At 36.5% G+C, this 24,963-nt stretch carries 22 protein-coding genes; 6 read left to right on the forward strand and 16 right to left on the reverse strand.

Annotated elements, in window-relative coordinates; all coding sequences use genetic code 11:
* Positions 1-8 precede the first annotated feature (8 nt).
* The 6 genes from pyk to dnaE all read right to left on the reverse strand — a co-directional run bounded on the left by pyk (position 9) and on the right by dnaE (position 9,542).
* A complete protein-coding gene (pyk, locus tag D612_RS0113905; RefSeq protein WP_017756092.1) occupies positions 9-1,763 on the reverse strand; it encodes a pyruvate kinase in 1,755 nt (584 codons plus the stop codon).
* Positions 1,764-1,790: 27 nt separating this feature from the next.
* Positions 1,791-2,750, reverse strand: a complete 960-nt coding sequence (pfkA, locus tag D612_RS0113910) for a 6-phosphofructokinase (RefSeq protein WP_026092514.1) — start codon at positions 2,748-2,750, stop codon at positions 1,791-1,793.
* 124 nt (positions 2,751-2,874) lie between these two features.
* On the reverse strand, positions 2,875-3,852 hold the full coding sequence (gene accA, locus D612_RS0113915; protein ID WP_017756094.1) for an acetyl-CoA carboxylase carboxyl transferase subunit alpha: 978 nt from the start codon (positions 3,850-3,852) through the stop codon (positions 2,875-2,877).
* Between the two features lie 25 nt (positions 3,853-3,877).
* Positions 3,878-4,723 (reverse strand): acetyl-CoA carboxylase, carboxyltransferase subunit beta, encoded by an 846-nt coding sequence (gene accD / locus D612_RS0113920; protein WP_017756095.1) that lies wholly within the window; start codon positions 4,721-4,723, stop codon positions 3,878-3,880.
* A gap of 108 nt (positions 4,724-4,831) precedes the next feature.
* Positions 4,832-6,070 carry an NAD(P)-dependent malic enzyme gene (locus D612_RS0113925; protein WP_017756096.1) on the reverse strand — a complete coding sequence of 413 codons (1,239 nt, stop codon included), beginning with the start codon at positions 6,068-6,070 and terminating at the stop codon, positions 4,832-4,834.
* A gap of 118 nt (positions 6,071-6,188) precedes the next feature.
* Complete coding sequence (gene dnaE / locus D612_RS0113930) at positions 6,189-9,542, reverse strand: DNA polymerase III subunit alpha (protein WP_017756097.1); 3,354 nt, start codon at positions 9,540-9,542, stop codon at positions 6,189-6,191.
* Positions 9,543-9,668: 126 nt separating this feature from the next.
* On the opposite strand from dnaE, the gene D612_RS0113935 reads away from it, so the two are divergent.
* Together D612_RS0113935 and ytrI are read left to right on the forward strand one after the other, a co-directional pair.
* Positions 9,669-10,001 (forward strand): YtrH family sporulation protein, encoded by a 333-nt coding sequence (locus D612_RS0113935; protein ID WP_017756098.1) that lies wholly within the window; start codon positions 9,669-9,671, stop codon positions 9,999-10,001.
* Position 10,002: 1 nt separating this feature from the next.
* Entirely contained in the window at positions 10,003-10,506 is a 504-nt protein-coding gene (gene ytrI, locus D612_RS0113940) for a sporulation membrane protein YtrI (protein ID WP_017756099.1), read from the forward strand.
* Between the two features lie 142 nt (positions 10,507-10,648).
* On the opposite strand, the gene D612_RS0113945 is transcribed toward ytrI, so the two are convergent.
* On the reverse strand, positions 10,649-11,596 hold the full coding sequence (locus D612_RS0113945) for a DHH family phosphoesterase (protein WP_017756100.1): 948 nt from the start codon (positions 11,594-11,596) through the stop codon (positions 10,649-10,651).
* A 107-nt stretch (positions 11,597-11,703) separates the two neighbouring features.
* On the opposite strand from D612_RS0113945, the gene D612_RS0113950 reads away from it, so the two are divergent.
* On the forward strand, positions 11,704-12,009 hold the full coding sequence (locus tag D612_RS0113950; RefSeq protein ID WP_017756101.1) for a YtpI family protein: 306 nt from the start codon (positions 11,704-11,706) through the stop codon (positions 12,007-12,009).
* 106 nt (positions 12,010-12,115) lie between these two features.
* On the opposite strand, the gene D612_RS0113955 is transcribed toward D612_RS0113950, so the two are convergent.
* Positions 12,116-13,429: a DRTGG domain-containing protein gene (locus tag D612_RS0113955; protein WP_017756102.1), complete on the reverse strand. Its 1,314-nt coding sequence runs from the start codon at positions 13,427-13,429 to the stop codon at positions 12,116-12,118.
* A gap of 144 nt (positions 13,430-13,573) precedes the next feature.
* On the reverse strand, positions 13,574-14,266 hold the full coding sequence (locus D612_RS0113960; RefSeq protein WP_017756103.1) for a metal-dependent hydrolase: 693 nt from the start codon (positions 14,264-14,266) through the stop codon (positions 13,574-13,576).
* Between the two features lie 170 nt (positions 14,267-14,436).
* Between D612_RS0113960 and D612_RS0113965 the strand changes: the two genes are divergently transcribed.
* The gene (locus D612_RS0113965) at positions 14,437-15,534 is read left to right on the forward strand and encodes a M24 family metallopeptidase (protein ID WP_017756104.1); all 1,098 of its coding nucleotides are present in this window, start codon (positions 14,437-14,439) and stop codon (positions 15,532-15,534) included.
* A gap of 115 nt (positions 15,535-15,649) precedes the next feature.
* Here D612_RS0113965 and ald read toward each other — a convergent pair whose 3' ends face one another.
* Entirely contained in the window at positions 15,650-16,771 is a 1,122-nt protein-coding gene (gene ald / locus D612_RS0113970; protein WP_017756105.1) for an alanine dehydrogenase, read from the reverse strand.
* A gap of 221 nt (positions 16,772-16,992) precedes the next feature.
* Between ald and D612_RS0113975 the strand changes: the two genes are divergently transcribed.
* The gene (locus D612_RS0113975) at positions 16,993-17,445 is read left to right on the forward strand and encodes a universal stress protein (RefSeq protein WP_017756106.1); all 453 of its coding nucleotides are present in this window, start codon (positions 16,993-16,995) and stop codon (positions 17,443-17,445) included.
* A gap of 47 nt (positions 17,446-17,492) precedes the next feature.
* Here the strand turns inward: D612_RS0113975 and argH are convergent, their stop codons facing one another.
* Both argH and D612_RS0113985 read right to left on the reverse strand, forming a co-directional pair.
* Entirely contained in the window at positions 17,493-18,875 is a 1,383-nt protein-coding gene (gene argH, locus D612_RS0113980; RefSeq protein WP_017756107.1) for an argininosuccinate lyase, read from the reverse strand.
* Entirely contained in the window at positions 18,872-20,080 is a 1,209-nt protein-coding gene (locus D612_RS0113985) for an argininosuccinate synthase (RefSeq protein WP_017756108.1), read from the reverse strand. The genes argH and D612_RS0113985 overlap by 4 nt, the downstream gene beginning before the upstream one ends.
* Positions 20,081-20,448: 368 nt before the next feature.
* Here D612_RS0113985 and D612_RS0113990 point away from each other — a divergent pair, with 368 nt between their 5' ends.
* Positions 20,449-20,766: a hypothetical protein gene (locus tag D612_RS0113990; RefSeq protein WP_026092516.1), complete on the forward strand. Its 318-nt coding sequence runs from the start codon at positions 20,449-20,451 to the stop codon at positions 20,764-20,766.
* Between the two features lie 255 nt (positions 20,767-21,021).
* Here the strand turns inward: D612_RS0113990 and D612_RS0113995 are convergent, their stop codons facing one another.
* The 4 genes from D612_RS0113995 to D612_RS0114015 form a co-directional block, all read right to left on the reverse strand.
* The gene (locus tag D612_RS0113995; RefSeq protein WP_017756110.1) at positions 21,022-21,534 is read right to left on the reverse strand and encodes a MogA/MoaB family molybdenum cofactor biosynthesis protein; all 513 of its coding nucleotides are present in this window, start codon (positions 21,532-21,534) and stop codon (positions 21,022-21,024) included.
* Between the two features lie 28 nt (positions 21,535-21,562).
* Positions 21,563-22,399, reverse strand: coding sequence for an EcsC family protein (locus tag D612_RS0114000; protein ID WP_017756111.1), 837 nt, complete (start codon positions 22,397-22,399; stop codon positions 21,563-21,565).
* A gap of 227 nt (positions 22,400-22,626) precedes the next feature.
* Positions 22,627-23,814, reverse strand: a complete 1,188-nt coding sequence (locus D612_RS0114010; protein WP_017756113.1) for an acetate kinase — start codon at positions 23,812-23,814, stop codon at positions 22,627-22,629.
* Between the two features lie 131 nt (positions 23,815-23,945).
* The gene (locus tag D612_RS0114015; protein ID WP_017756114.1) at positions 23,946-24,941 is read right to left on the reverse strand and encodes a class I SAM-dependent methyltransferase; all 996 of its coding nucleotides are present in this window, start codon (positions 24,939-24,941) and stop codon (positions 23,946-23,948) included.
* Positions 24,942-24,963: the final 22 nt, after the last annotated feature.

The raw sequence follows: 24,963 nt of genomic DNA on the forward strand, positions 1-24,963 counted from the left end.
ACAATAACTTAAATAACACTGGTTATACCATTATAAATATCTCCCCGTGTTGCATCGACTGTAAGCTCTTGACCATCTTTAAAAATTGTTGTTGCGTTTGCAACACCGACAATTACTGGGATTCCGAGGCTCAAGCCGATAACAGCAGCATGACTAGTTAAGCCACCTTCTTCAGTTATTATTGCTGCAGCCTTCTCCAATATCTGCATCATATCACGGTCTGTTGATGTTGTAATGATTATTGCTCCGTTCTTTACTTCCTTTGCTGCTTGTTCCGACGTTTTTATAATAACCGCCTCACCTGTTGCTGTTTTCCGGCCAATTCCTTGTCCCTTTGCAATAACATCACCGATGATATGAACCTTCATTAAATTTGTTGTTCCCGGTGTTCCTACAGGAACACCAGCTGTAATGACAACTAAATCACCATGTGAAACAATATTAGAATTTAACGCTGTTTGCACTGCACTTTCTAGCATTTCGTCAGTAGTTGTTGCATCATTCCCAACCTCTGTAAAAACACCCCATACGAGCGCTAGCTTCCTTGATACTTCTTCGGATGATGTTACAGCAATTATTGGTGCCTCAGGACGATATTTCGAAATACTACGTGCCGTCGAGCCACTTTCTGTAGGTGTAATTATAGCTTTCGCATTTAAGTTTAAAGCAGTATGGGCAACTGATTGACTGATTGCATCCGTTATTGTGATCTCACTTTGCCGTCTTCGACTAATTAATAATTCACGATATGGCAAAGCAGTTTCTGCTTTCGAAGCAATTCGAGCCATTGTTTGTACTGCTTCTACGGGATATTGGCCTGCGGCCGTTTCTCCGGAAAGCATTATCGCATCAGTACCATCAAAAATAGCGTTTGCAACATCACTTGCTTCTGCCCTAGTTGGTCGAGGATTCCTTTGCATTGAATCAAGCATCTGTGTCGCAGTAATTACCGGCTTCCCAGACATATTACATTTTTCAATTAGCATTTTTTGGACAAGGGGAACTTCCTCTGCTGGAATCTCTACCCCTAAGTCGCCACGTGCAACCATCAAGCCGTCTGACACTTCAAGGATTTCGTCTATATTGTCTACACCTTGCTGATTTTCAATTTTGGGTATAATTTGTATATGATTGGCGTTATTCACTTCTAACAGTTCACGTATTTCTAGTACATCTTGGGCTTTTCTAACAAATGAAGCTGCGATAAAATCAACATTTTGCTCAATGCCAAACTGAATGTCTTGAACGTCCTTCTCGGTCATAGCAGGGAGTTTTATAATTACATTAGGAACATTTACACCTTTTTTATTTTTCAATATACCACTATTTAAAATCTTTGTACGAATCTCGCCATTTTCTTTTCCTAATACAAGTAATTCAATTAACCCATCGTCTAATAATATTTTCGATCCTATCTCGACATCATTAATTAGACCAGGATACGTAATAGAAAATATTCTTTCATTACCTAGTACCTCATTCATAGTAATATTTATTTCATTTCCGGATTTTAGATGAACTTCTCCATTTTCCATATTATGCGTGCGTATCTCAGGACCTTTTGTATCTAAAAGAATGGCAACGGTTTTCCCTACTTTTTCGGCTGCCTCTCGTATTTTCCGAATACGTAAGCCGTGCTCCTCATAGTTACCATGCGAGAAATTCAAACGGGCAACATTCATACCCGCTTTTATTAAATCAATTAAAACCTCAGGTGATTCGCTCGCTGGTCCAATTGTACAAACTATTTTTGTCTTTCGCATTGCTGTCAAGCCTCCTGGTTACATTTATTAGATCGATAATTCTTGTGATAGTTTATACATTTCAACATCAATAGTATGCTTTCTAGCTATGATCTCACTAATATCATGGTCAACAATTTGATTGTTTTCGATCCCAACCATCCTGCCGCCTTTCCCATCTATTAATAATTCAACTGCTCTTGCTCCTAATCTACTCGCCAAAGCTCTGTCAAATGCAGTTGGGGATCCACCACGTTGGATGTAGCCTAAAACACTTACCCTTGTCTCTAGGTTCGTTGCTTCCTGAATTCTTCTACCAAACTCAACGCCGCTTCCAATTCCTTCAGCTACAATGATAATACTGTGCTTTTTCCCGCGCTCATTTCCGCGTATAATCCGTTTGACGATTGAATCCATATCATACTCTACCTCAGGAATAATAATTGACTCTGCTCCACCGGCTAAACCCGCCCATAGAGCAAGATCTCCAGCGTTTCTTCCCATCGTTTCAATTACGTATGTTCGTTCATGAGATGTAGCAGTATCCCTAATTTTATCAATGGCATCTAGGACGGTATTTAAAGATGTATTAAAACCAATCGTAAAATCTGTCCCTGGTATATCATTATCAATTGTTCCTGGCACCCCTATACATGGAAACCCCTTATCTGTTAATTTCTTAGCACCACGAAATGAACCGTCACCGCCAATTACTACTAATCCTTCTATTCCATACTTTTTAAGCTGTTCAATTCCTAGTTGTTGCCCTTCCTCCGTTTTAAATTCTTCACTACGAGCAGTATAAAGAATTGTACCACCTCGGTGGATAATATCGCCAACTGAACCTAACTCAAGTTTTCTTATAGAACCAGCTATTAATCCTGAATATCCTTGGTTAATTCCATATACTTCAATATTATGATAAATAGCCTTCCTTACTACTGCACGAATCGCGGCATTCATTCCTGGGGCATCGCCACCACTAGTTAATACACCAATTTTCTTTATACTCATTCAAACACCTCGTCTTATTATTTTAATTTTTATTAGTATTTATTAAATTTACCTTGTATTTAAACGTTAAAAAACGCGCTTCCTTTTTTTGAAAGCACGCTGATGTTAGAGTCATTTATTAATTTGCTCCGATATATTCGTCTACAAAGGAAATTTTTCCAATTCGTTTATATTTTTCATATCTATCCGAGATGATCTCGTCTTTATTTAAAGTCATCAATTTCTCTAAGGATTTCTTTAGTACTTCATTAATATTTTGTGCTTGTTGGGCAACATCCCTGTGCGCTCCCCCTCTAATTTCTGGGATTATGTCTTCAATGACACCAAGTTTTTTTAGGTCAGGGGCTGTGATCATCATCGTTTCAGCTGCTCTCTGTGCTAAGTTCGCATCCTTCCATAAAAGTGCAGCTGCACCCTCAGGTGAAATAACTGAATATGTAGAGTTTTCTAACATATGAACATGATTACCAATTCCTATTCCAAGAGCTCCACCACTTCCGCCTTCACCAATGACGATACTAATTATCGGTACTGTAAGACCTGCCATTTCAAATAGATTTTTTGCAATCGCTTCACTTTGTCCTCGTTCCTCTGCTGCCTTACCTGGATAAGCACCCTTTGTATCAATAAAAGTAATAATAGGACGGTTGAACTTTTCTGCCTGCTTCATAAGTCGTAACGCTTTCCGATACCCTTCAGGATGAGGCATTCCGAAATTTCGGCGAATATTTTCCTTTGTATCTTTTCCACGTTGGTGGCCAATAACGGTAATTGGTATTCCATTATATTTAGCAATGCCACCAACAATGGCTTCATCATCTCCGTAATAACGGTCACCATGAAGTTCTAAAAAGTCTGTAAAAAGATAACCTATATAATCCAGAGTTGTAGGCCTATTAGCATGTCGGGCAATTTGAACACGATCCCAAGGTTTTAAATTACCATACACTTCATTTTCTAAATTTTCCAGTCTGCTTTCTAGCTTAGAAATTTCGTCAGAAAGATTAATATCCTTTTCTTCAGTAAACTTTTTAAGCTCGGTAATTTTTTTCCTTAGTTCGATCACCGGTCGTTCAAAATCTAATTCTCCTGCCACGTTCGCAACACCCCCAGTTTTCAGATTAGTTTGCATGTATTTCAAGAACCGTAGTAAGCGTTTCTTTCAAATCTAGTCTACTTACCACCTTATCTAATTGGCCATGCTTAAGAAGAAATTCAGCCGTTTGAAAGTCCTCAGGTAGCTCCTCACGAATTGTTTGTTCAATGATCCTTCTTCCTGCAAACCCGATTAATGCTCCTGGCTCTGCAAAATTATAATCACCTAATGAGGCAAAACTAGCTGATACACCACCTGTTGTTGGATGGGTCATCACTGATATAATTAAACCACCATTGTTACTTAACGCTTTAAGAGCAGCACTTGTTTTTGCCATTTGCATCAAGCTCAATACACCTTCCTGCATCCGTGCCCCTCCGGAGGCAGTAAAAATAATGAATGGAAACTTTCGATCAATTGCTCTTTCAATGGCTCGAGTTATTTTTTCACCTACAACCGAGCCCATACTGCCCATACGAAAGCTAGCATCCATTACAGCGACCACTGCATCAAAGCCATTAATTTTCCCTTCTCCTGTTACAATCGCTTCATTTAATCCCGTTTTCCGGCGATCCTGCTCAAGCTTTTCAATATAATCCGGAAAATTAAGAGGATTAACGGAAATCATTTCTTTATCATACTCGTTAAACGTATCCGTATCAATTAAACTTGCAATTCTTTCACGTGAATTCATTTGAAAGTGATGACCACAGCTTTGACAAACCATTAAGCTTTTTTTCAGCTCTTTCGAATACATAATTTTTTTGCAACCAGGGCATTTCGTCATGATACCTTCTGGTACATCCTGCTTTATTTGTTCAGTTGGAATCGAGGCATACTTTTTCTTTTTTATAAAAAATTCCTTGAGCAAATGCAAAACCTCCTAAGCCCTCTACCCTTTAAATATATATGTCCTACAATACTTTATTCGATTTATAATTATTGTAGAATTCCGAGGACATAACAATAAAAATATTTACTACTTTTCATCAATTATTGCTAACCTTCTTGTTTTTTCTTTAATATCTTCTGGATTGATTCTCAATCTTGCTACTCCCGTTTCAATCGCTGCCTTTGCAACTGCTGCTGCTACTTCAGGCGCTACGCGTTTATCAAATGGGCCAGGAATAACATAGTCTGATGACAATTCTTCCTCAGAAACTAGATTAGCAATGGCATTAACAGCCGCAACCTTCATCTCTTCATTTATATGTGTTGCGCGAACATCGAGTGCGCCTCTAAAAATACCTGGGAATGCTAGTACGTTATTAACTTGATTAGGAAAATCAGAACGTCCTGTTCCTACAACCTTTGCGCCTGATTCTCTTGCAATACTTGGCATAATTTCTGGGTTTGGGTTTGCCATCGCAAAAATAATCGAATCCTTATTCATTGATTTGATCATATCTGCAGTTAATGCACCCTCAACCGACACCCCTATAAAAACATCTGCTCCTTTAATTACATCGGATAATGTTCCTTCTAATTTATGAAGGTTTGTCATTTTGGCAACCTGATCTTTTACGTCATTCATGCCGAAAGGACGACCTTCAAAAATAGCTCCCTTCGTGTCACACATAATGATGTCCCGTACACCAAATTGATATAAAAGCTTCATGATCGCAATCCCTGCGGCACCTGCACCATTCATGACAACTCTTATTTCAGACATAGATTTGCCAACTAATTTTAACGCATTAATTAGACCAGCAACCGTTACAATCGCTGTTCCGTGCTGATCGTCATGAAAAACGGGAATGCTTGCTTCTTTTTTTAATCTTTCTTCAATAATAAAGCAATTTGGAGCTGAAATATCCTCTAAATTTACGCCACCGAAATTAGGCTCTAATAGCTTCACAGTTTCAATAATTTTCTCAACATCCGTTGTATTTAAGCAAATTGGAAATGCATCCACACCTGCAAAGCTTTTAAATAATACTGCCTTTCCTTCCATTACAGGCAATGCGGCTTCAGGTCCAATATTCCCTAAACCAAGTACTGCTGTCCCATCCGAAACAACGGCCACCATATTACCTTTCATTGTATATTCGTATACCTTTGTTTTATCCTCATAAATATCTTTGCATGGCTCAGCTACACCTGGTGAGTATGCTAGGCTTAAATCATGCGCATTCCGTACCGGCACCTTTGATTTAGATTCAAGTTTTCCTTTATTAATACTATGAATGTGTAGTGCTTCCTCACGTGTAACGGACATACCTGTTCACTCCTTTAAGTTTACCCCGATGATATTATATCTTTTTATTTATGACCTAGTCCTAAATATTAATACTAACTTCTTTATTATATCAGAAGGCAATAGCGTGTAAAGATGATTACTTTTGAATCACAACATTTTTTGCACCTAGGGCAATTCTTAATTTCTTTAAGCATTCATCCGTTAGCTTTACTGACCATTCTTTCGGAAGTCGCACAGTTTTTTGATCATGCGCATAATGGATATAAACCTCCGTAGTGCCTGGATATTGCTTTAAAATTGCTTTTACTTGGTGGAGCTTCCCTACTTGCTGTTGCTCGATATCTACCTTCAAATATAATTTCTCGAATGCATTTGCCTTTAAGCTTGTAATAGAGGAAAGTTGATTAATAATTAGCTGTAACTGACCAGCTCTTTCCTCAACTTTGCCGTTTATAAACAAAATTTCACCTTTTTTGATTGACTTTACATATTTTTTATAAGTATTTGGAAAAACAACGGCATCTATTTCTCCAGTTTCATCACTTAATTGTAAAAATGCCATTTGTTCACCTTTTTTCGTTTTAATCAATCTTTCATCGACAATTAATGCTCCTATATGAACAATTGAACCAACCATTCCTTTTAAAGCTCCAATCGTTTGAGCATTCATACGGTTTAATAAATCTTTATAAGGTTCAAGAGGATGACTAGACAAATAAAATCCAAGAACCTCTTTTTCGAATTGAAGCTTATCCTTCGTCGATAAAGGTTCAACAACAACATACTGTGGTTTCGGTACGATATCGTCAGTTAAAAAAAGCCCATCCTCTCCCTCGTTAACTAACTCAGCATAATCAATAGCTGCATCTAAGCTCGCTAATAGTACTGCACGATCTTTCCCAAATTCATCAAAGCATCCAGATAAAATTAACGATTCCATTACTCTGCGATTGACTATTTTCATTGATACTCGTGAACAAAAGTCAAATAAATCCGTATATAATCCTTTTTTGCGTTTAAGCAATATTTCTTTAATTGCTGTATAGCCGATACTTTTGATTGGTGCTAAGCTAAATCTAATTTTATCCTCATCAACCGTAAAATAAAACGTACTATGATTGATTGACGGTGGTAGGACTATAATATTTTTTTGCTTCGCTTCTCCAACGTACTGGGTAATTTTGTCCTCGTTACCGTTCACGCTGGAAAGCAAAGAACATGAAAAATATAATGGAAAATTTGCTTTTAAGTATGCAAGCCAATAGGCAATAATACTATAAGCAACAGCATGGCTTCGATTGAAACCATAATCTGCAAATCTGACAATTAAATCATAAATTTGTTCAGCAACAGCTCGCTCGTACCCCTTATTTAAGCACCCATTTACAAAATGCTCCCGTTCCTCCTCTAGTACGTCCCGCTTTTTTTTGCTAACCGCTCTTCTTAGTAAATCAGCCTCACCTAATGTAAAGCCAGCCATTTTAGAAGCGATTTGCATTATTTGTTCTTGGTAGACAATAACCCCATATGTTGGCTCAAGTATTTCTTTCAAGTCATGGTGCGGATAGGAAATTGTTTTATTCCCATGTTTACGGTCAATAAAAATTGAAATATTTTCCATTGGACCAGGGCGATATAGAGCATTAACTGCGACTATGTCCTCGAAGCATGTAGGCTTAAGACGAGCTAATACTTTTCGCATACCTGCTGATTCGAGCTGAAATACACCTGAAGTATCTCCATCACCAAGAAGGGTAAAGGTCTTCTTATCATCCATGGGGATTTCATTTAATATAATCGTTTTGCCGGTGTGATGATTAATTAACTTTTGGATATTTTCTAATAATGTTAAATTTCTAAGGCCTAGAAAATCCATTTTTAATAACCCTATTTCTTCAAGTATTTCCATTGAATATTGGGTTAATAACACACCACCGTGTCCTTCTTGCAAAGGTACAACATCTGTTAATGGATACTCACTAATAACTACCCCTGCAGCATGTGTAGACGTATGTCTTGGTAGACCTTCAATTTTTAAGGCAATTTCATATAGTCTTTTTGCATCATGATTATTTGCTAATTCGCTTTTTAAAGGAGCTGATTCAGTAACAGCCTCCTTTAACGTAATACCAATACGAGCAGGGATCATTTTAGCCAGGCGATCAACCTCAGTGATCGACAAACCAAGAACTCGTCCGACATCACGAATTGAAGCACGTGCAGCTAATGTACCAAAGGTAACAATTTGAGCAACATGCTCTTTCCCATATTTTGTCGATACATATTGAATCATTTCATCACGACGGTTGTCGGGAAAATCAATATCTATATCAGGCATTGAAATTCGTTCCGGATTTAAAAATCTCTCAAATAATAAATTATATTTAAGGGGATCAACATTTGTAATCCCTAGTACGTATGCAACTAAAGAGCCTGCTGCTGAGCCTCTTCCTGGTCCGGTAATAATTTTATTTTTATGAGCATAACTCATAAAATCCCAAACAATTAAAAAATAGTCACTAAACTTCATTTTTTCAATGATCGTAAGCTCATATTCCAATCTTTCATTTGCTACTGAAGAAGGCTTGTTATGATAACGTTTATGGAGACCTCGCCGACATAAGCTTTTTAAAAAATGATCTGATGAAGTATTTTCTGGTAGTGGATATTTTGGAAGAACAATATCACCTAGACTTATCGTCAGTTCACATTCGTCTGCAATTTTTACAGTATTTGCTATTGCTTCGGGAAGATACGAATACTGCGTTAATATTTCATTAGAATCTTTAAAATAATGTTCATTTGAGTCGTTTATCGTAAATCTTTCATCATTTAACTTCGTTCCATTTTTAATTGCTTGTAAGCATTCATGAATAATCGCATCATCTTTTTCTAAGTAATGAACTGGATTTGTAATCACAGGTCGTACTTGGTAGTCTTTGCATATGTCCATTACTAATTTTTCTAGTTTTTTCTCGTGTTTTACAGCACTTGCCTCAATTGCAATGTAAAAATTTCCCAAAAAAAGCTGGCTGTACTTGTCAATTAATAGCTTAACTGATTCTAAATCATCCTTCAGTAAATACCGGTTCAACTCCCCTTTGCTTGGTGAGATCGCTATAATTCCTTCCGAAAAATTGGTTACTACAGAAAAGGGAACACCATCTTTATATTCTGTTTGCGCAAAGGTTGATAGCTTTAAGAGATGACGATAACCAACATGACTTTTTGCAAGTAAAATAAGCGGATAATTGTTTGAATCCGTTTGATCTACCACTGCTTTTATTGAAAGCGATAACCCGATAATTGGTTTAATGTTATAACGCTGACAAGCTTTATAAAATGTAATTGCCCCATACATAACATTTTCATCTGTTAATGCTAATGCCCGATAACCTTTTCTAGCAGCAGCCTCAATAAGCTCCTCAATTTGAATGGAGCTATTTAGCAAGCTATATGCACTATGAACATGCAGATGGACAAAACTCATTATTTTCACATCCTAAATAACCGTATACTACTTGATACTCCCATTATAGTACAAAACAAACATAGTCGTCCTCTTTTGTCCATATTATGTAGTAAACACTTTTTTAAAATTGAGGGAGTTGGCATCATGGTAGAAGAACGCTTTATGGCTACAATGATTAATTGTTATTTCATTGCTCTTGGCGTGTTATTGGGTGGTTCGTTAATAGGTGGAATCGGCGCTTTTTTAATAGGAGAACCACCGATTACAATCATCGGTAGAATCGCAAAAAGCTTAAAGATATGGGCAATTGTTGCAGCTATTGGTGGAACCTTTGATGCAATTACAAATTTTCAACGCGGATTGTTTGATGGAGTACCCCTTGATATTTTTAAGCAATTGCTCCTTATCGTATCTGCAATGGGTGGTACGCAAACTGCCACAAAAATCATTAGCTGGTTAATTCAGGAGAATATTTAAAATGAGAATACCACCTTATTATCAAAATCGTGCTTGGCAGCGTTTTTTAGCGGGTGTCTTTATTGGCGCAATCATTGGCTGGCTTACTTTTCTATTTATGTTTGGACAGCTGCAAAATGAACAAGTAAGTTTGATTGTCGAACAACAATTAAAAATTCGAGATCTTGAAAATGCAAAAGAAATTTGGCAGAAGGATTACGAAAAATGGAATGAGGAAAATAAAAAGAAATTAACAATTGAAGAAATTAATATTTATTTTACAAATGATAAAAGATTATTGTTGGATGAGTATATAAAATATCAATTGCAGGAAGCGATTAAAGCGGATATTAAGTCCCTCATTAAAATGGATATTGAAACAGTTGCGAAAAACAACGAACTTATTATTAATACGATTGAAAACAAAGTCATATCCATTGAAGGGCAAAAATATCAAATGAAGGTTCACCAATTCCATTTGTTTACGAGGTTAGATTTGTATTTAAAGGTTGAATTATTAAATTAAACGAATGGATGTACGGGGCTATGGGGGTCTCCTTGACCCCGCTTTACCCGCTGGAATCTCGTGCCTTTGCTTCAACCAACATAGTGATTATAATCAAATTAAAAATTAAGCATAGACATAGTTCAATTGTTATTTTTGTTTATTATTTTTGTTGATATTCGCGGCAGGCCTCCATTAAATCTTGAATAATTGGCTCTGTTTCATCCCATTTATATATGGTCGCTCCCGATGCTAATGGATGGCCACCGCCATTATATTTTTGCGCAACAGTATTTACTACTGGTCCTCGTGAACGAAGTCTTACTCGAATTTGATCGTCTTCCTCTACAAATATTACCCATGCCAATACTTCATCAATATTTCCAAGAGCACTAACTAGTTGAGAAGCATCTGTTGGCGTAACATTGTATTTTTCAAGCAATTCTTTACGTAAAGATATATGAGCTACACCCGATTCAAGAACTTTAAAATTTTGCAGGATATATCCTTGAAGATGGGCCACGTTAACCTTTGTATTATATAGCTGGTCATAAAGCTTTGTGCTATCAAAGCGATATTCTAATAAATCTGCAGCATAACGAAAGGTTTTCACATTTGTACTTGGAAATAAGAATCGCCCTGTATCTCCAACTATTCCTGCAAACAGTAATTGTGCAGCTTTTTTGTTTAACGTTAAGCCATTGTTTTTTCCAAATAAATAAAACTCATAAATTAGTTCACATGTAGAACTGGCTGTCGTGTCTACCCAAACAATATCACCATATTTATCATGGTTAGGATGATGATCAATCTTAATTAACTTTTCACCAAGGCGATATCGGCTATCACTGATTCTTTCTTGATTCGCAGTATCACAGACGATAACTAAAGAGCCAGCATATAATTCATCTGATACATCTTCCATTTTATTAAGGAACACTAAGGATTCATAGTCTTCCCCGACAACATAAACTTCTTTTTCAGGAAATGACGTTTTTATCATTTCAGCTAATCCACCTTGTGACCCAATTGCATCCGGATCAGGACGAACATGGCGATGGATAATAATTCGTCCGTAATTTTTAATAGCTTCTAATATTTCACCTTTCATTTTGATCTCCTTTTCACACATAATTTAACACTTACAATTATTAAACCACAGTATTACAATTAATGTTACAATAAACTAGAGATGAATAGAAATTGGGGGTATGATCGATGCCAATCTTTGGAATCCTTTCAGTAATTTGCATTGGCTTCTATATATTTTATCGTGTCCAATATTTTCGAATCAAACAACCTTATCATAGACAATGGCTTTCTAGCAAGGCTACAATTGCTTTAGGACTATTTATGCTATTTTTCGGAGTCGATCAGCTTCTCCTTTGGCATACGACAACTGCAAAAGTAGTAGGAAGTGTATTTGCGTTAGTAGGAACGGTTTATGCAGTACAAGGCTTTCGAACATACCGTTTTTATCAACCAAAAGCAATTGAAGAGGCTGAGCAAAAACACAAAGCTTAGAATTGGTTTAATGACCGCGTTGATTTATACACAGGATCAAATTTTATAATTTCCTAGCCAAGCAAAAAAAGGGCCCCCAAAAATACTAGGGAGAGCCCCTTTTTCATTACCGATCAATTAGCTGTGCCATCAATAATGCTTTCCCTACTGTCTTTCCTTCATTGTAGACTTCGACATCTACCTTACCAAACTTTCTACCAACCTCTAATACTTTTGGATATACTTTTAATGTTGTATCGATTTGCACCGGTTTCATAAAATATATTGTTAAATTTTCAATTACTAAATCACCTTTTTTATAACTGCGTAAAACTCTACTTCCTGCTTCCGTTACAATCGTAGTAAATACACCATAAGAAATAGTTCCTAAATGGTTAGTCATTTGTGGTGTTACTCGGCACTCATAAACATGATCGTTGTTTTCATCAATCGACTCAATAAATTGATTTGTAACAATATCATCGATCGTATCACCAACTTGTGGTTGCCTTTGGATCATCTGTAATGCCTTCAATACGTCTTGCCGACTAATCATTCCTAACAGGCGATGATATTCATCTATTACAGGCAATACTTCAATCCCCTCCCAAACCATTATATGTGCAGAGTTAGCTACAGAGGTTCTTGCATTAACTGTAAGAGGATTTTTCGTCATTACCTTTTCAATAGGTAAATTTCGATCTGCGTTCATAATATCTTTTGATGTAACCATTCCTTGAACCTTCATATTTTCATCTACAACAGGATAGCGACTATGCTTTGTTTCTAGATTTAACTCATACCATTTTTCGACTAAATCCGTTGTTTTCATAAAAAAGGTCCGATCTACAGGCGTTAAAATATCTTCAACAACAACAATCTCTTTTTTTATAAGCTGGTCATAGATTGCCCGATTAATCATTGTCGCTGTTGTAAATGTATCATAGCTTGTTGAAATAATCGGCAGCTTATACTCGTCTGCTAACACCTTAACATGATCATCTGTATCAAATCCACCTGTAATTAAGACCGCAGCACCAGCTTTAATCGCCTCTTGATGCGCCTGATTTCTATTACCAACAATTAGCAAATCACCCGAGCCGGTATATCGCATCATTGCCTCAAGCTTCATCGCACCAATTACAAAACGATTTAATGTCTTATGAAGACCCTCCCTACCGCCTAATACTTGTCCGTCAACAATATTTACAATTTCAGCATATGTAAGCTTTTCAATATTTTCTTTTTTCTTTTTCTCAATCCGTATTGTCCCCACACGTTCAATTGTGCTAACTAATCCTTTATTTTCCGCATCCTTAATTGCGCGATAGGCTGTTCCTTCACTAACGTTTAAATCTTTCGCAACTTGTCTAACAGAAATTTTGTTACCAATTTCTAAAGATTCAATATGTTGTATTATTTGTTCATGTTTTGTCGCCAACACTCTCACCATACCTTTTTATCGCCACTCACCAGCGACGAATCAATACGTTCTAAGCTATTTTCTTTATTATACTTGTTGTTACAGGCGACTTCAATGAATTCCCAATTTTAGTGCTAGAATTTTCATAGTTTGAAAATATATTTATAATTCAATAGATTCTCCAGGATGTAGCAATTTTCCCTTTATATTTTCTTTTTCTGAAAGGGTATTAATAAACATTTGCGCATCTTGTTTAATAACCGGGAATGTATCAAAGTGTATAGGCACAACAAGATCAGCATTGAGCCACCTTGCAGCTAAAATTGCATCCTCTGGCCCCATTGTATAATTGTCTCCAATCGGCAAAAAAGCTACGTCGATATTGTTTAATTCACCAATTAATTTCAAATCTGAAAACAACGCTGTATCACCGGCATGATATATTGTTTTCCCTTCATTTGTGAAAAGAATTCCTGAAGGCATCCCAGTATATGTTATTTCTTTAGTATCATCATTAATAATAGAAGAACCATGAAAGGCTTGCGTAAATTTAACTTTTCCGAATTCAAATTGTCTTGACCCACCTATATGCATTGGGTGAGTTTTTAATCCTTGCCAGCTTAAGTAAACTGCTAATTCATTAGGTGCAACTACTAATGCCTTATTTTTCTTAGCTAATTCGATCGTATCCCCTAGATGGTCACCATGGCCATGTGTTAAAAGAATGGCATCGACTGTTATCTCATCAAATCTCAAGTCACATAAGCTATTTCCTTTAATAAACGGATCAATAATTACTTTTTTCCCTTCCGTTTCAATTAATACAACCGCATGTCCATGAAATGATACTTTCATAAGCCATTCACTCCTTAATAAATTTAGTCTATTAATTACTTACTACTACATATTTATAGTAAATCCTTGCTACATATTCATTTTATCGACATTCCATTTATTTATACTGATAATTCTGTTACAGTTAACATACAATTACTATATTAAGAAAATTTAGAGGATGTGTTGCAATGAAAAACCGATTAGAACAACTTTCACAGTGGTTGAAACATGAGAATATTGACTTCGCACTAATTACTTCTACAGAAAATATATTTTATTTAAGTAAATATTATTCAAATCCACATGAACGTATTATTGCTCTAGGAGTTTTTCAAAACGATGAACCATTTTTGATTTGCCCAAAAATGGAAATGGCTGACGCTAAAAGTGCTGGCTGGGATTTTGAACTGCTTGGTTATAGCGACATAGAAAATCCATGGGAGTTCATTAGAAATGCAATAGCAAAAAGGACGACTACCATAAATACAATCGCGATTGAAAAAGAGCAACTTTCTATTGAACGTGGGGAAATGCTGCAAAAGCTTTACCCGAATATAGCCTTTAGAAGTATTGAAGCGATCCTTAATCAACTTAGATTAATTAAAGATGAAGCAGAAATTTCTATCTTAAAAGAAGCAGCAAGACTAGCAGACTTTGGAGTTGAAATCGGTACCCAAGCAATTAAAGAAGGAAAATCGGAATTAGAAATTGTTGCGACAATTGAGTTTGAATTAAAGAAAAAAGGTGTTAGAGACATGTCGTTTGCAACAATGGTTCTAACTGGTAGTAAAACCGCGTCTCCTCATGGTACACCTAGTGTAGATGAAGTTCAAAAGGGTGACCTTGTATTATTTGATCTCGGTGTTATTTTTGAAGGGTACTGTTCAGATATTACTAGAACCGTTGCTTTTGATCATATAAATGAAGAGCAAAAAACAATTTATGAAACGGTTTTAAAAGCACAGAAATCTGCTATACGTGCATGTAAGCCAGGTATAGAAATAGGGTCCATTGATAAAACAGCGCGAGATATTATAGCTGAAGCTGGATATGGTGATTATTTTACACATCGCATCGGCCACGGACTTGGAATTGGGATTCATGAATTTCCTTCTATGAATGCAACAAATACCGATACTCTACAACCAGGTATGGTTTTTACAATTGAACCTGGCATCTATGTACCTACTACAGGCGGAGTGCGAATTGAGGATGATCTTCTTATTACAGAGAGTGGCGTAGAGTCTTTAACAAAATTCCCAAAAGAACTTATGATTATTAAATAACTCTCGAATTATCCTAATTTACAAGACACGACTTCACGCCCATAGAGGCGGAAGTCGTTGCCTTTAGATGATGTGAAGGTAGAATAATAAAATCAACAATACTATTTCATATAGCCTATAGATTTTGAAGAACCTGCACAGCATTTGTATACTCCAAACCTAGTGCTTCAGCAACAGCTTCATAAGTTACATATCCGTTAATTACGTTTACCCCTTTTAAGAGAACCTCGTTATCTAGACATGCTTGAACATAGCCTTTATTTGCAATTTGTAAAGCATAAGGAACCGTTACGTTTGTTAATGCAATTGTTGAGGTTCTTGGTACAGCTCCAGGCATATTCGCAACTGCATAATGAACAACTCCATGCTTTTCAAAGGTTGGATTTGAATGGGTTGTAATCCGATCAATTGTTTCAACAATTCCTCCTTGATCTATTGCAACATCAACAATGACTGAGCCTTTACTCATTGTTGTTACCATTTCTTCTGTAACAAGCTGTGGCGCTTTTGCTCCGTGAATCAAGACTGCGCCTATGAGTAGGTCAGATTCTTTTACAGATTCTGCGATATTATACGGATTAGACATTAATGTTTTAATTTTCGTACCAAATATATCATCTAATTGCCTTAGCCGCTCAGGACTTACATCAATAATGGTGACATCTGCTCCAAGACCGATTGCAATCTTTGCTGCATTCGTTCCAACAACGCCGCCACCTATAATTGTAACCTTCCCACGCTTCACGCCGGGAACACCTGCTAATAATATACCTTTACCACCGTTCGGTTTTTCTAAGAAGTTCGCTCCAATTTGCGCAGCCATTCGACCTGCAACTTCACTCATTGGAGTTAAAAGTGGGAGAGTATGATTTGGGAGCTCAACTGTTTCATATGCAATTGCAACAACTTTTGTTTTCATTAACGCTTTAGTAAGTTCTGGTTCTGCCGCTAAATGCAAATATGTAAATAATAGTAATCCTTCTCGAAAATATTGGTATTCTTCGGGTAATGGTTCCTTTACCTTCATAACCATATCCATCGACCATGCTTCTTGTGCTGAAGAAACAATTTTTGCTCCTGCCTTTACATATTGCTCATCAGAAAAACCCGAGCCTAGCCCAGCATTACTTTGAACAAAAACCTCATGTCCAGAACTGACTAAATGTACTACACCTGCAGGAGTCATTGCAACACGGTTTTCACTGTTTTTTATTTCAGTGGGTACTCCAATACGCATACATTATTCCCCCAAACTTAGAAATTTTTTGTACAAATATAATTTTATCATAACAAGAAAATCAATGACTATTTGTATGCTTCTTAATCTTGGCAAAATTTCAATTTGTCAAACAATCATCAATACTTTTTCACTCTTTTTCCATACAATAACAATAATTTGGTGTTATAATTATTAATAGAATAAAGTACCTAAAATGGATAATTGAGAGGGGGATAAACATGAGCTTTACTTATAAAAATATATTAGTTGCTATTGATGGTTCAAAAGAATCTGAAAAGGCATTCCGTAAAGCTGTAACCATCGCAAAACGGAATGATGCTAAATTAATTATTGCCCATGTAGTAGATACACGATCTTTCGCAACAGTTGAGGCTTATGACCGTACAATCGCAGAACGCGCCGAAAGATTTGCAAATGAGATTCTAAACGAACATAAGAAAACTGCAGAAACAGCTGGTTTGCAAAAGGTAGAATTAATTGTTGAATACGGCTCACCTAAAGTTAAGATAGCAAAGGATATTGCACCTGAAATGGAAGCTGATTTAATTGTATGTGGAGCAACGGGACTTAATGCTGTGGAGCGTTTCTTTATTGGTAGTGTATCTGAGCATATCACACGCTATGCAAAGTGCGATGTTCTTGTTGTACGAAATGATGAGGATAGCAAATAATAAGATGTTAGTTTAGGGACGATTTTTTACTAAAAAGAAGCGTTGGGCTATTTCCCCAACGCTTCTTTTGCCTGCTCTAGTGCAAGTTTAACTTGTGCAAAACCCGTACCGCCTAAGCTATTACGTCTTGCTACAACTGTTTGTGGCTGTAAAACATCATATATATCTTTCTCAAATAAGTCAGATGCTTGCTTATAATCATCAAGTGAAAGATCAAGTAAATATATGCCCCTTTGTATACATGTTAATACTAGCTTTCCAACAACCTCATGTGCTTCTCTAAAGGGCATTCCTTTTGTTGCTAAATAATCTGCAAGCTCAGTTGCATTAGAGAAATCAGATTTTACTGTTTTTTCTAGCACGTCTGTTTTTACATTTAATGTTTCAATCATTCCAGCGAAAATTTTTAAGGAGCCTTTTACGGTTTTCACTGCATCAAACATTCCTTCTTTATCTTCCTGAAAATCTTTATTATATGCTAAAGGTGTTCCCTTCATGACCGTTAATAAGCCAAACAAAGAACCGTATACACGCCCTGTTTTACCACGAATGAGCTCTGCCATATCTGGATTTTTCTTTTGTGGCATAATGCTACTACCAGTTGCAAACGTATCATCAATTTCGACAAAATTAAATTCTGATGTTGACCAAAGAATTAACTCTTCGCAAAAACGTGATAAGTGCATCATTAAGATTGAAGCATTACTTAAAAACTCTAGTATAAAGTCTCTGTCACTTACCGCATCTAAGCTATTGTTATAGACACTTTCAAACCCTAATAATTCAGCGGTATATTCACGATCAATCGGAAAGGTTGTTCCCGCCAAAGCACCTGCGCCAAGCGGAGAAACATTAATCCTTTTTAATGATTCCTGCATTCTCGCATAATCTCGATTTAGCATCCAAAAATAGGCTAACAAATGATGCGCAAATGAGACTGGTTGGGCGCGTTGTAAATGTGTATAACCAGGAAAAACAGTTTCAACATGAATTTCTGCCTGCTTAACCAATGCCCCCTGTAATGCTCTTATATATTCTAAAATTTCCTTTACTTGATTTCGCAAATATAGATGTGTATCTGTAGCAACTTGGTCATTTCGGCTTCTACCTGTGTGTAATTTTCCGCCGACAGGGCCGATTAAGTCAATCAATTGTTTTTCAATATTCAAATGGATATCTTCATATTGAACGGAAAATTCCAATTCGCCCTTCTTTGCCTTTTGAAGTAGATGAACCAATCCATCCTTTATTTTCTCAGATTCTTCACCAGTTAATATCCCGCATTTACCTAGCATTGTGACATGGGCAACGCTTCCTTCGATATCCTCTTCAACAAGCTGTTTATCAAAGTGGATCGATGCACCAAACTCATCGACCCACTGTTCTGCTGTTTTTTCGAAGCGGCCACCCCAGAGCTTCTTTACAGTCACGCGTTCACCTTCTTTTTACCATTAACCATACTGTTCACTTGTGTTGGGAGACCCCAAAGCTTCGTAAAACCAACTGCTGCAGTATGATCAAATGAATCATCTGTTGTATACGTCGCAAGCTTCTCGTTATAAAGTGAATAGTCAGACTTACGTCCCTCAACAATTGCATGTCCTTTAAATAATTTTACACGAACTACACCTGTAACTGTTTGTTGTGTTTCAGTTAAGAAGGACTTAAGTGCGTCTGTTAATGGCGAGAACCATAAGCCGTTATAAATTACTTCTTCAAGCTTCATTTCAATAATCGGTTTGAAATGTGCTACCTCACGGGTTAATGTTAGATCTTCAAGCTCTTTATGTGCTTTAATCAATGTAATAGCAGCTGGCGCCTCATAAACTTCACGAGATTTAATGCCAACAAGACGGTTTTCTACATGGTCAATACGACCAACTCCATGTTTTCCAGCTAATTTATTTAATGTAAGGATTAATTCATCTAGCGGATATTCCTTCCCATTTAAACTTACAGGTTTCCCTTTAACAAATTCAATCTCAACAATTTCTGGAGTATCCGGTGCATCCTCAATTGCAACCGTTAAATCATAAGCATCAGCTGGTGGTGCAACCCATGGATCTTCTAAGACACCACACTCATTTGCTCTTCCCCACAGGTTTTGGTCGATTGAATATGGGCTATCTAAATTAATTGGAATTGGAATACCATGTTTTTTTGCATATTCTATTTCTTCTTCACGTGACCAGCTCCACTCACGAACCGGCGCAATAACCTCTAGATTTGGATTTAAAGCAGCAAACGATACCTCAAAGCGGACTTGGTCATTTCCTTTGCCAGTACAACCATGAGCAACAGCGTCCGCACCTTCCTGTTCTGCAATTTCAACAAGCTTTTTTGCGATTAACGGACGCGATAATGCTGAAACAAGCGGATACTTATTTTCATACATTGTATTAGCATAAAGAGATGGCAATACAAATTGCTCTGCAAATTCATTTTTCGCATCAATAACAACTGATTTAATTGCCCCAACCTTTAACGCTTTCTCTTTAATGAAATCTAAATCCTTTCCCTCCCCTACATCTAAACAAACCGCAATCACATCATACCCTTGTTCTGCAATCCATTTAATTGCAACTGAAGTATCGAGACCCCCAGAATAAGCAAGAACACATTTTTTATTAGCCATTCAAAAATTCCTCCTCTTAATTACCTTGCTATTGTATAAAGATTCTTTTTAACTTATAAATATTCATAAAAAATAAAAATGAAAGAGGATCATTTATCCCCTAAAAAACTGTACTATTCGCAGTTCGATAGAATATACTCTAACAATTTTTTTCGCTTTTTTCAATAGGTATTATAAAAAATATTATAAAAATCTAGAGTTGTTATAAATGGATATCACAAAGTAGATCATGTAAAATATATACTATTCCATCATTGATGAATTTTAGCTTGTTAATAGGAGAGAGGCACTGTTACTATTTCATAACTCATTTTGTGAAAAAACAACAATTACTTTTAACACGGCCTAAGCAAAAAGGGGAGAGTCATTTGACTAGTTATTTTCAATTAGATCAAAGATTAGGAATATTGGTACCAAACCTAGATAAGGAATGGGGTCAATACAATCATGATATTCAGCAAGAGATACTAGCTGAATGGGAGAAAATTCGCGGGCAAATTCCCGATCGGATTAAAAGCTTAGAAGCATCCATTAATAAAAAACAAGCTGAATTAAACGTTGAAGCAAACTTTTTGCGATCATGTCAATTAAACACAGAAATCGCGGAGCTCGCTTCAATTATTAATGATCTATGGATTTGGTATCGAACAAATCAACATATATCTTCTGCAAAAATGCACCAATGAGACTTACATCACTTCAATTCACAAGATCGAAAACTGAATGAACTAACGACGTGAAAATTTGTCTTAGCATTATCTTCTTTTTACTACTAATCAACAACACGCTGACGTAATACATTATGAAAAGTCCAAATTACTTGGCAAAAGCGATTTGGACTTTTCATATTATCATTGTTTATTTCAATGATTAGAAATTTACTTTTCCTTACACATATACCTGTATCATTTTACTTTCCATCGCTCTGATTCCGTATGATTTTACTTGTCCTTCCGAATTTCCCGAATGACGTGGGTAAGCTCTGGAAGAATAAGTTTATTCATTGCCAGTTTTACCGCTCCTGACGAACCTGGGGTTGAAAATATTGGTGTTCCCATTGCAACCCCAGCAATAGCTCTGCTTAATATTGCTGCCGAGCCAATATCTTCCGTATAGCTTAACATTCTGAATATCTCCCCGAAGCCTACCATTTCTTTTTCAAGTAGTTGCTCTACGGTTTCAATTGTAACGTCCCGTTTCGCAATGCCTGTCCCCCCATTTATCAAAACAACATCAATATTACTCGCTTCACAGCCTTTTAAAATAGCGGTGCGGATCGGTCCTTGCTCATCTCTTACAATTTCGTAGTCAACAATTTGATGACCGTTCGCTTCAAGTAACGACTTCATTAACTGACCACTTTTATCGGTTTCCTCAGTACGGGTGTCACTAACAGTAATGACCTTACATCGAACAAATTTTGGGGCTTCTTTTTTATGCTCTTCTACACTCATGCTTTCACCTCAAATGGATTGGATTTATTCAAACTCCCTTTTCACTTAAAAACCGTTTTTGATAATAATAATTGGCAAATTCTGTCACTTGCCTTGAAAGCTTATAGTTCATTCCGGCACCTATTGCCATTCCAACCAAAGGCAAACCTTGGATTAATTTTTTTCTAAACATGATGATTACCATTGATTTTAATAGTTGTAACAGAGGTTGCTCTAGCCACGTAACATCTGTTAAATCGTCATCCTTTTCATATAAATAATAGTATTGCTCGTCAAACTGGCGCACATCCTTTATCAAACTTTCCCAGCTAGCTGCCCGCATTCTTTTTGGTAATGTTGCAGCGTGAAATACTTTTAATGACGTCATCATTTCAAAAGGTACATTTACATCGTAACCATAAACAAGTGCAATATTTTGTACAGCACGTAAATTTAGGATAGTGATCGCCGGAATATCTGCACTTAAAAGCAACCCGCCAGTACCAGCTAGGCCGCCTTGTGAAAATGAATAGATTCGATACTTTGAAATTTGCTGATCTGCTAAATATGTAAGTTGATCAATTGTTAAATTCTTCATATCATCAATTTGTTCAATTTGATCATTGAAAATTCGCGCTGCTTTCAATAAGCGTTCTCTTTCATTCATTTGTGAGTCGGATCCATGAATAAATGAATTCAAATGAAACAACCAGCTATCAAGGCTTTTGAAAAATTGTTCTTTAACAGTTGGATCTAGCTTCTCAAAGCTTTTCTCCAGCCATTTATCAAATGTCCGTTCGAAATCTGTCGGTACATATTCAAATAATTGTTGCTCCCATTGTTCAATTCGCTTAAAAACTTGACGATCACGCTCAGATATTTCCATTGACTATCCCCCTATGCGCTTTATTTATTCCTATTTTAACTGTTTTAAAGCCGCAGTTCCAACCTCAACATGAAAAAATGCGTAATCTGCCCACAACTGCAAATAACGAAGCATACCGTAATTCTTTATTCCATTCACTTTTCTTTGCTCCGTTAACAACGGTTAATAAAAAAATAAACATGAGGTATACCCTCATGTCTACAATTTTTTTACACCAGAAAAGCATTCTATATTGCCAACCTTACAGTATCCCGGGCAATCATTACTTCCTCATTCGTTGGAATAACCATAACCTTAACAGGAGAATGCGGTTGATTAATAAACGCTTCCTTCCCTCGAATTTTATTTAAGGCTCGATCCCAGTATACTCCCATAAATTCTAAGCCCTGAAGAACTCTAGCCCGTACAACATCACTATTTTCACCAATGCCCGCTGTGAAAATAATTGCATCAATACCACCCATACGTGCTGCGTACGAGCCTATATATTTATGAATTCTTGATGCGAATACTTCTAATGCAAGTTCGGCGCGATTATTTCCATTATCTGCTTCCGTTTCGATATCGCGTAAATCACTAGAAAAGCCTGAAATCGCCAACATTCCACTTTCTTTATTTAATATTTCAAGAACTTCGTCTGCTGATTTCCCTGTTTTTTCCATTATATAAGGTATTAAAGCAGGGTCAATATTACCTGACCTTGTTCCCATCGTCACACCTGCTAGAGGGGTAAACCCCATTGATGTATCAATTGACTTCCCAGCCTCTATTGCAGCAATACTTGCACCGTTTCCTAGGTGACAAGATAGTAAGCGAAGAGTTTTTAACGGACGCTTCATTAATTCTGCTGCCCTATGTGATACATATTTATGTGACGTACCATGGAAACCGTATTTTCTAATCCCAAATTTTTTATAATAATCGTATGGTAAGCTATATAAAAACGATTTTTCAGGCATTGTTTGATGAAAGGCTGTATCAAATACTGCTACCGCTGGAACATTAGGCAGTACCTCTTTAAAGGCCTTTATACCCGTTAAATTGGCTGGATTATGTAATGGAGCCAGCTCAGATAATTCATCTATTGCATTCACAACCTCAGGAGTAATTAAGACAGAATCCCAAAATTTTTCGCCCCCATGCACTACGCGATGCCCTATTCCTTCGATTTCCTCTAATGAAGAAATAATTTTCAAGCTTGTCAGCTTCTCAAGCAATAGCTTTACAGCTACCGCATGGTTGGGAATATCCAATATATCTTTATGTTTTTCATCATTTACTGTAATAGTGAAAATTGAGTTGTTTAAGCCTATTCTTTCAACAAGTCCTTTTGTTAATACCGTTTCATTTGGCATCTCAAACAATTGGAATTTCAAAGAAGAACTGCCTGCGTTGATAGCCAATACCTTTGACATGATTCACAGCTCCTTAAAATAATATTTTTATTTTGAACTTTACTATCAGTAGTATGCTTTTTTTGTTCATTTCTCATTACAACTACATCCAAAATAAAAATATTGTCCTAAATCATGCCAGAAACCACAGGTTATTTATAAATATTTGTTTTAAACCAACTATCAATACGCTGAATCATTCCACTCATCGCTTGTTTATTTGAAAAGCTAGGCAAATCAACTAGCAATGCCTGCTTCGGTATTTGCGCCTCGTCACCTTTTTTCTGAAGAATAAAAATACTTTTTGCGTGTTTTTCATTTTTAAACATTGATAATGGTAATTGTAACAACCCAATAATAATTGCATTTTGTTTTATGAAATTGTTAAGGTTTTTTGCCTCTTCTCCTGTAAACATAAAGTTAGGAATCATTCCGATAAAATAACCACCTTCTTTTAAATGCCTTATCGCTTTTTCTATATATAAATAGTGGATAAAAGAATGATCCATTGTCGTTGTATGTAATTCATAGTCTTTCGCTACTATATCATTTGGATAATAGCCTACTGGCAAATCTGAAACAATCACATCAACATCATCAACAAAAATCGGTTGAAGGGCATCCTGCTTAAACAACTCTACTTCATGCTTTTGAAGGTTTGATCCAACAAAGCCTAATTTAATTAGCGTTTCATCTACCTCTACTCCATAAGCACGTATAGCTTTATTCGTATGGTTTAATATGGCCGTCACTAAATTCCCCGTTCCGTAGGCAGGGTCCAATAAGCGTAGAGACGGTTTCGAAACCGTAAGCTTTTCAAAGAGATAGCTTATAAAAAGACATACTGCATCCGGGGTCATTTCATGATTGGGCTGAACCGCTTCCTTCATTCCCTTCAAAATTGCTAACTGAAACGCCTTCCGGATTTGTTCATTTGAAAATTGATTTAAATGGATCTCTTCATATTTTTTCAGAAGCCTCTTTTCGGTAAAGGAATGAACCCCCTGAAGAACCGCATTTTGAAATAAATTTTCCCCGCTTTCTGCTAACGCATCCAAATATGATAGATGAAGCTCTTCCTTTAATATATTTGCAGATTCATCCAAAGCCTGAAATAGCTTTTCTATATCAATAACAGGTGGTACCATCTAATCGCTCCTCTGACTATTT

Origin of the sequence: Calidifontibacillus oryziterrae (assembly GCF_000331575.1) — a bacterium.
Classification (GTDB): Bacteria; Bacillota; Bacilli; order Bacillales; family Bacillaceae_J; genus Calidifontibacillus_A; species Calidifontibacillus_A oryziterrae.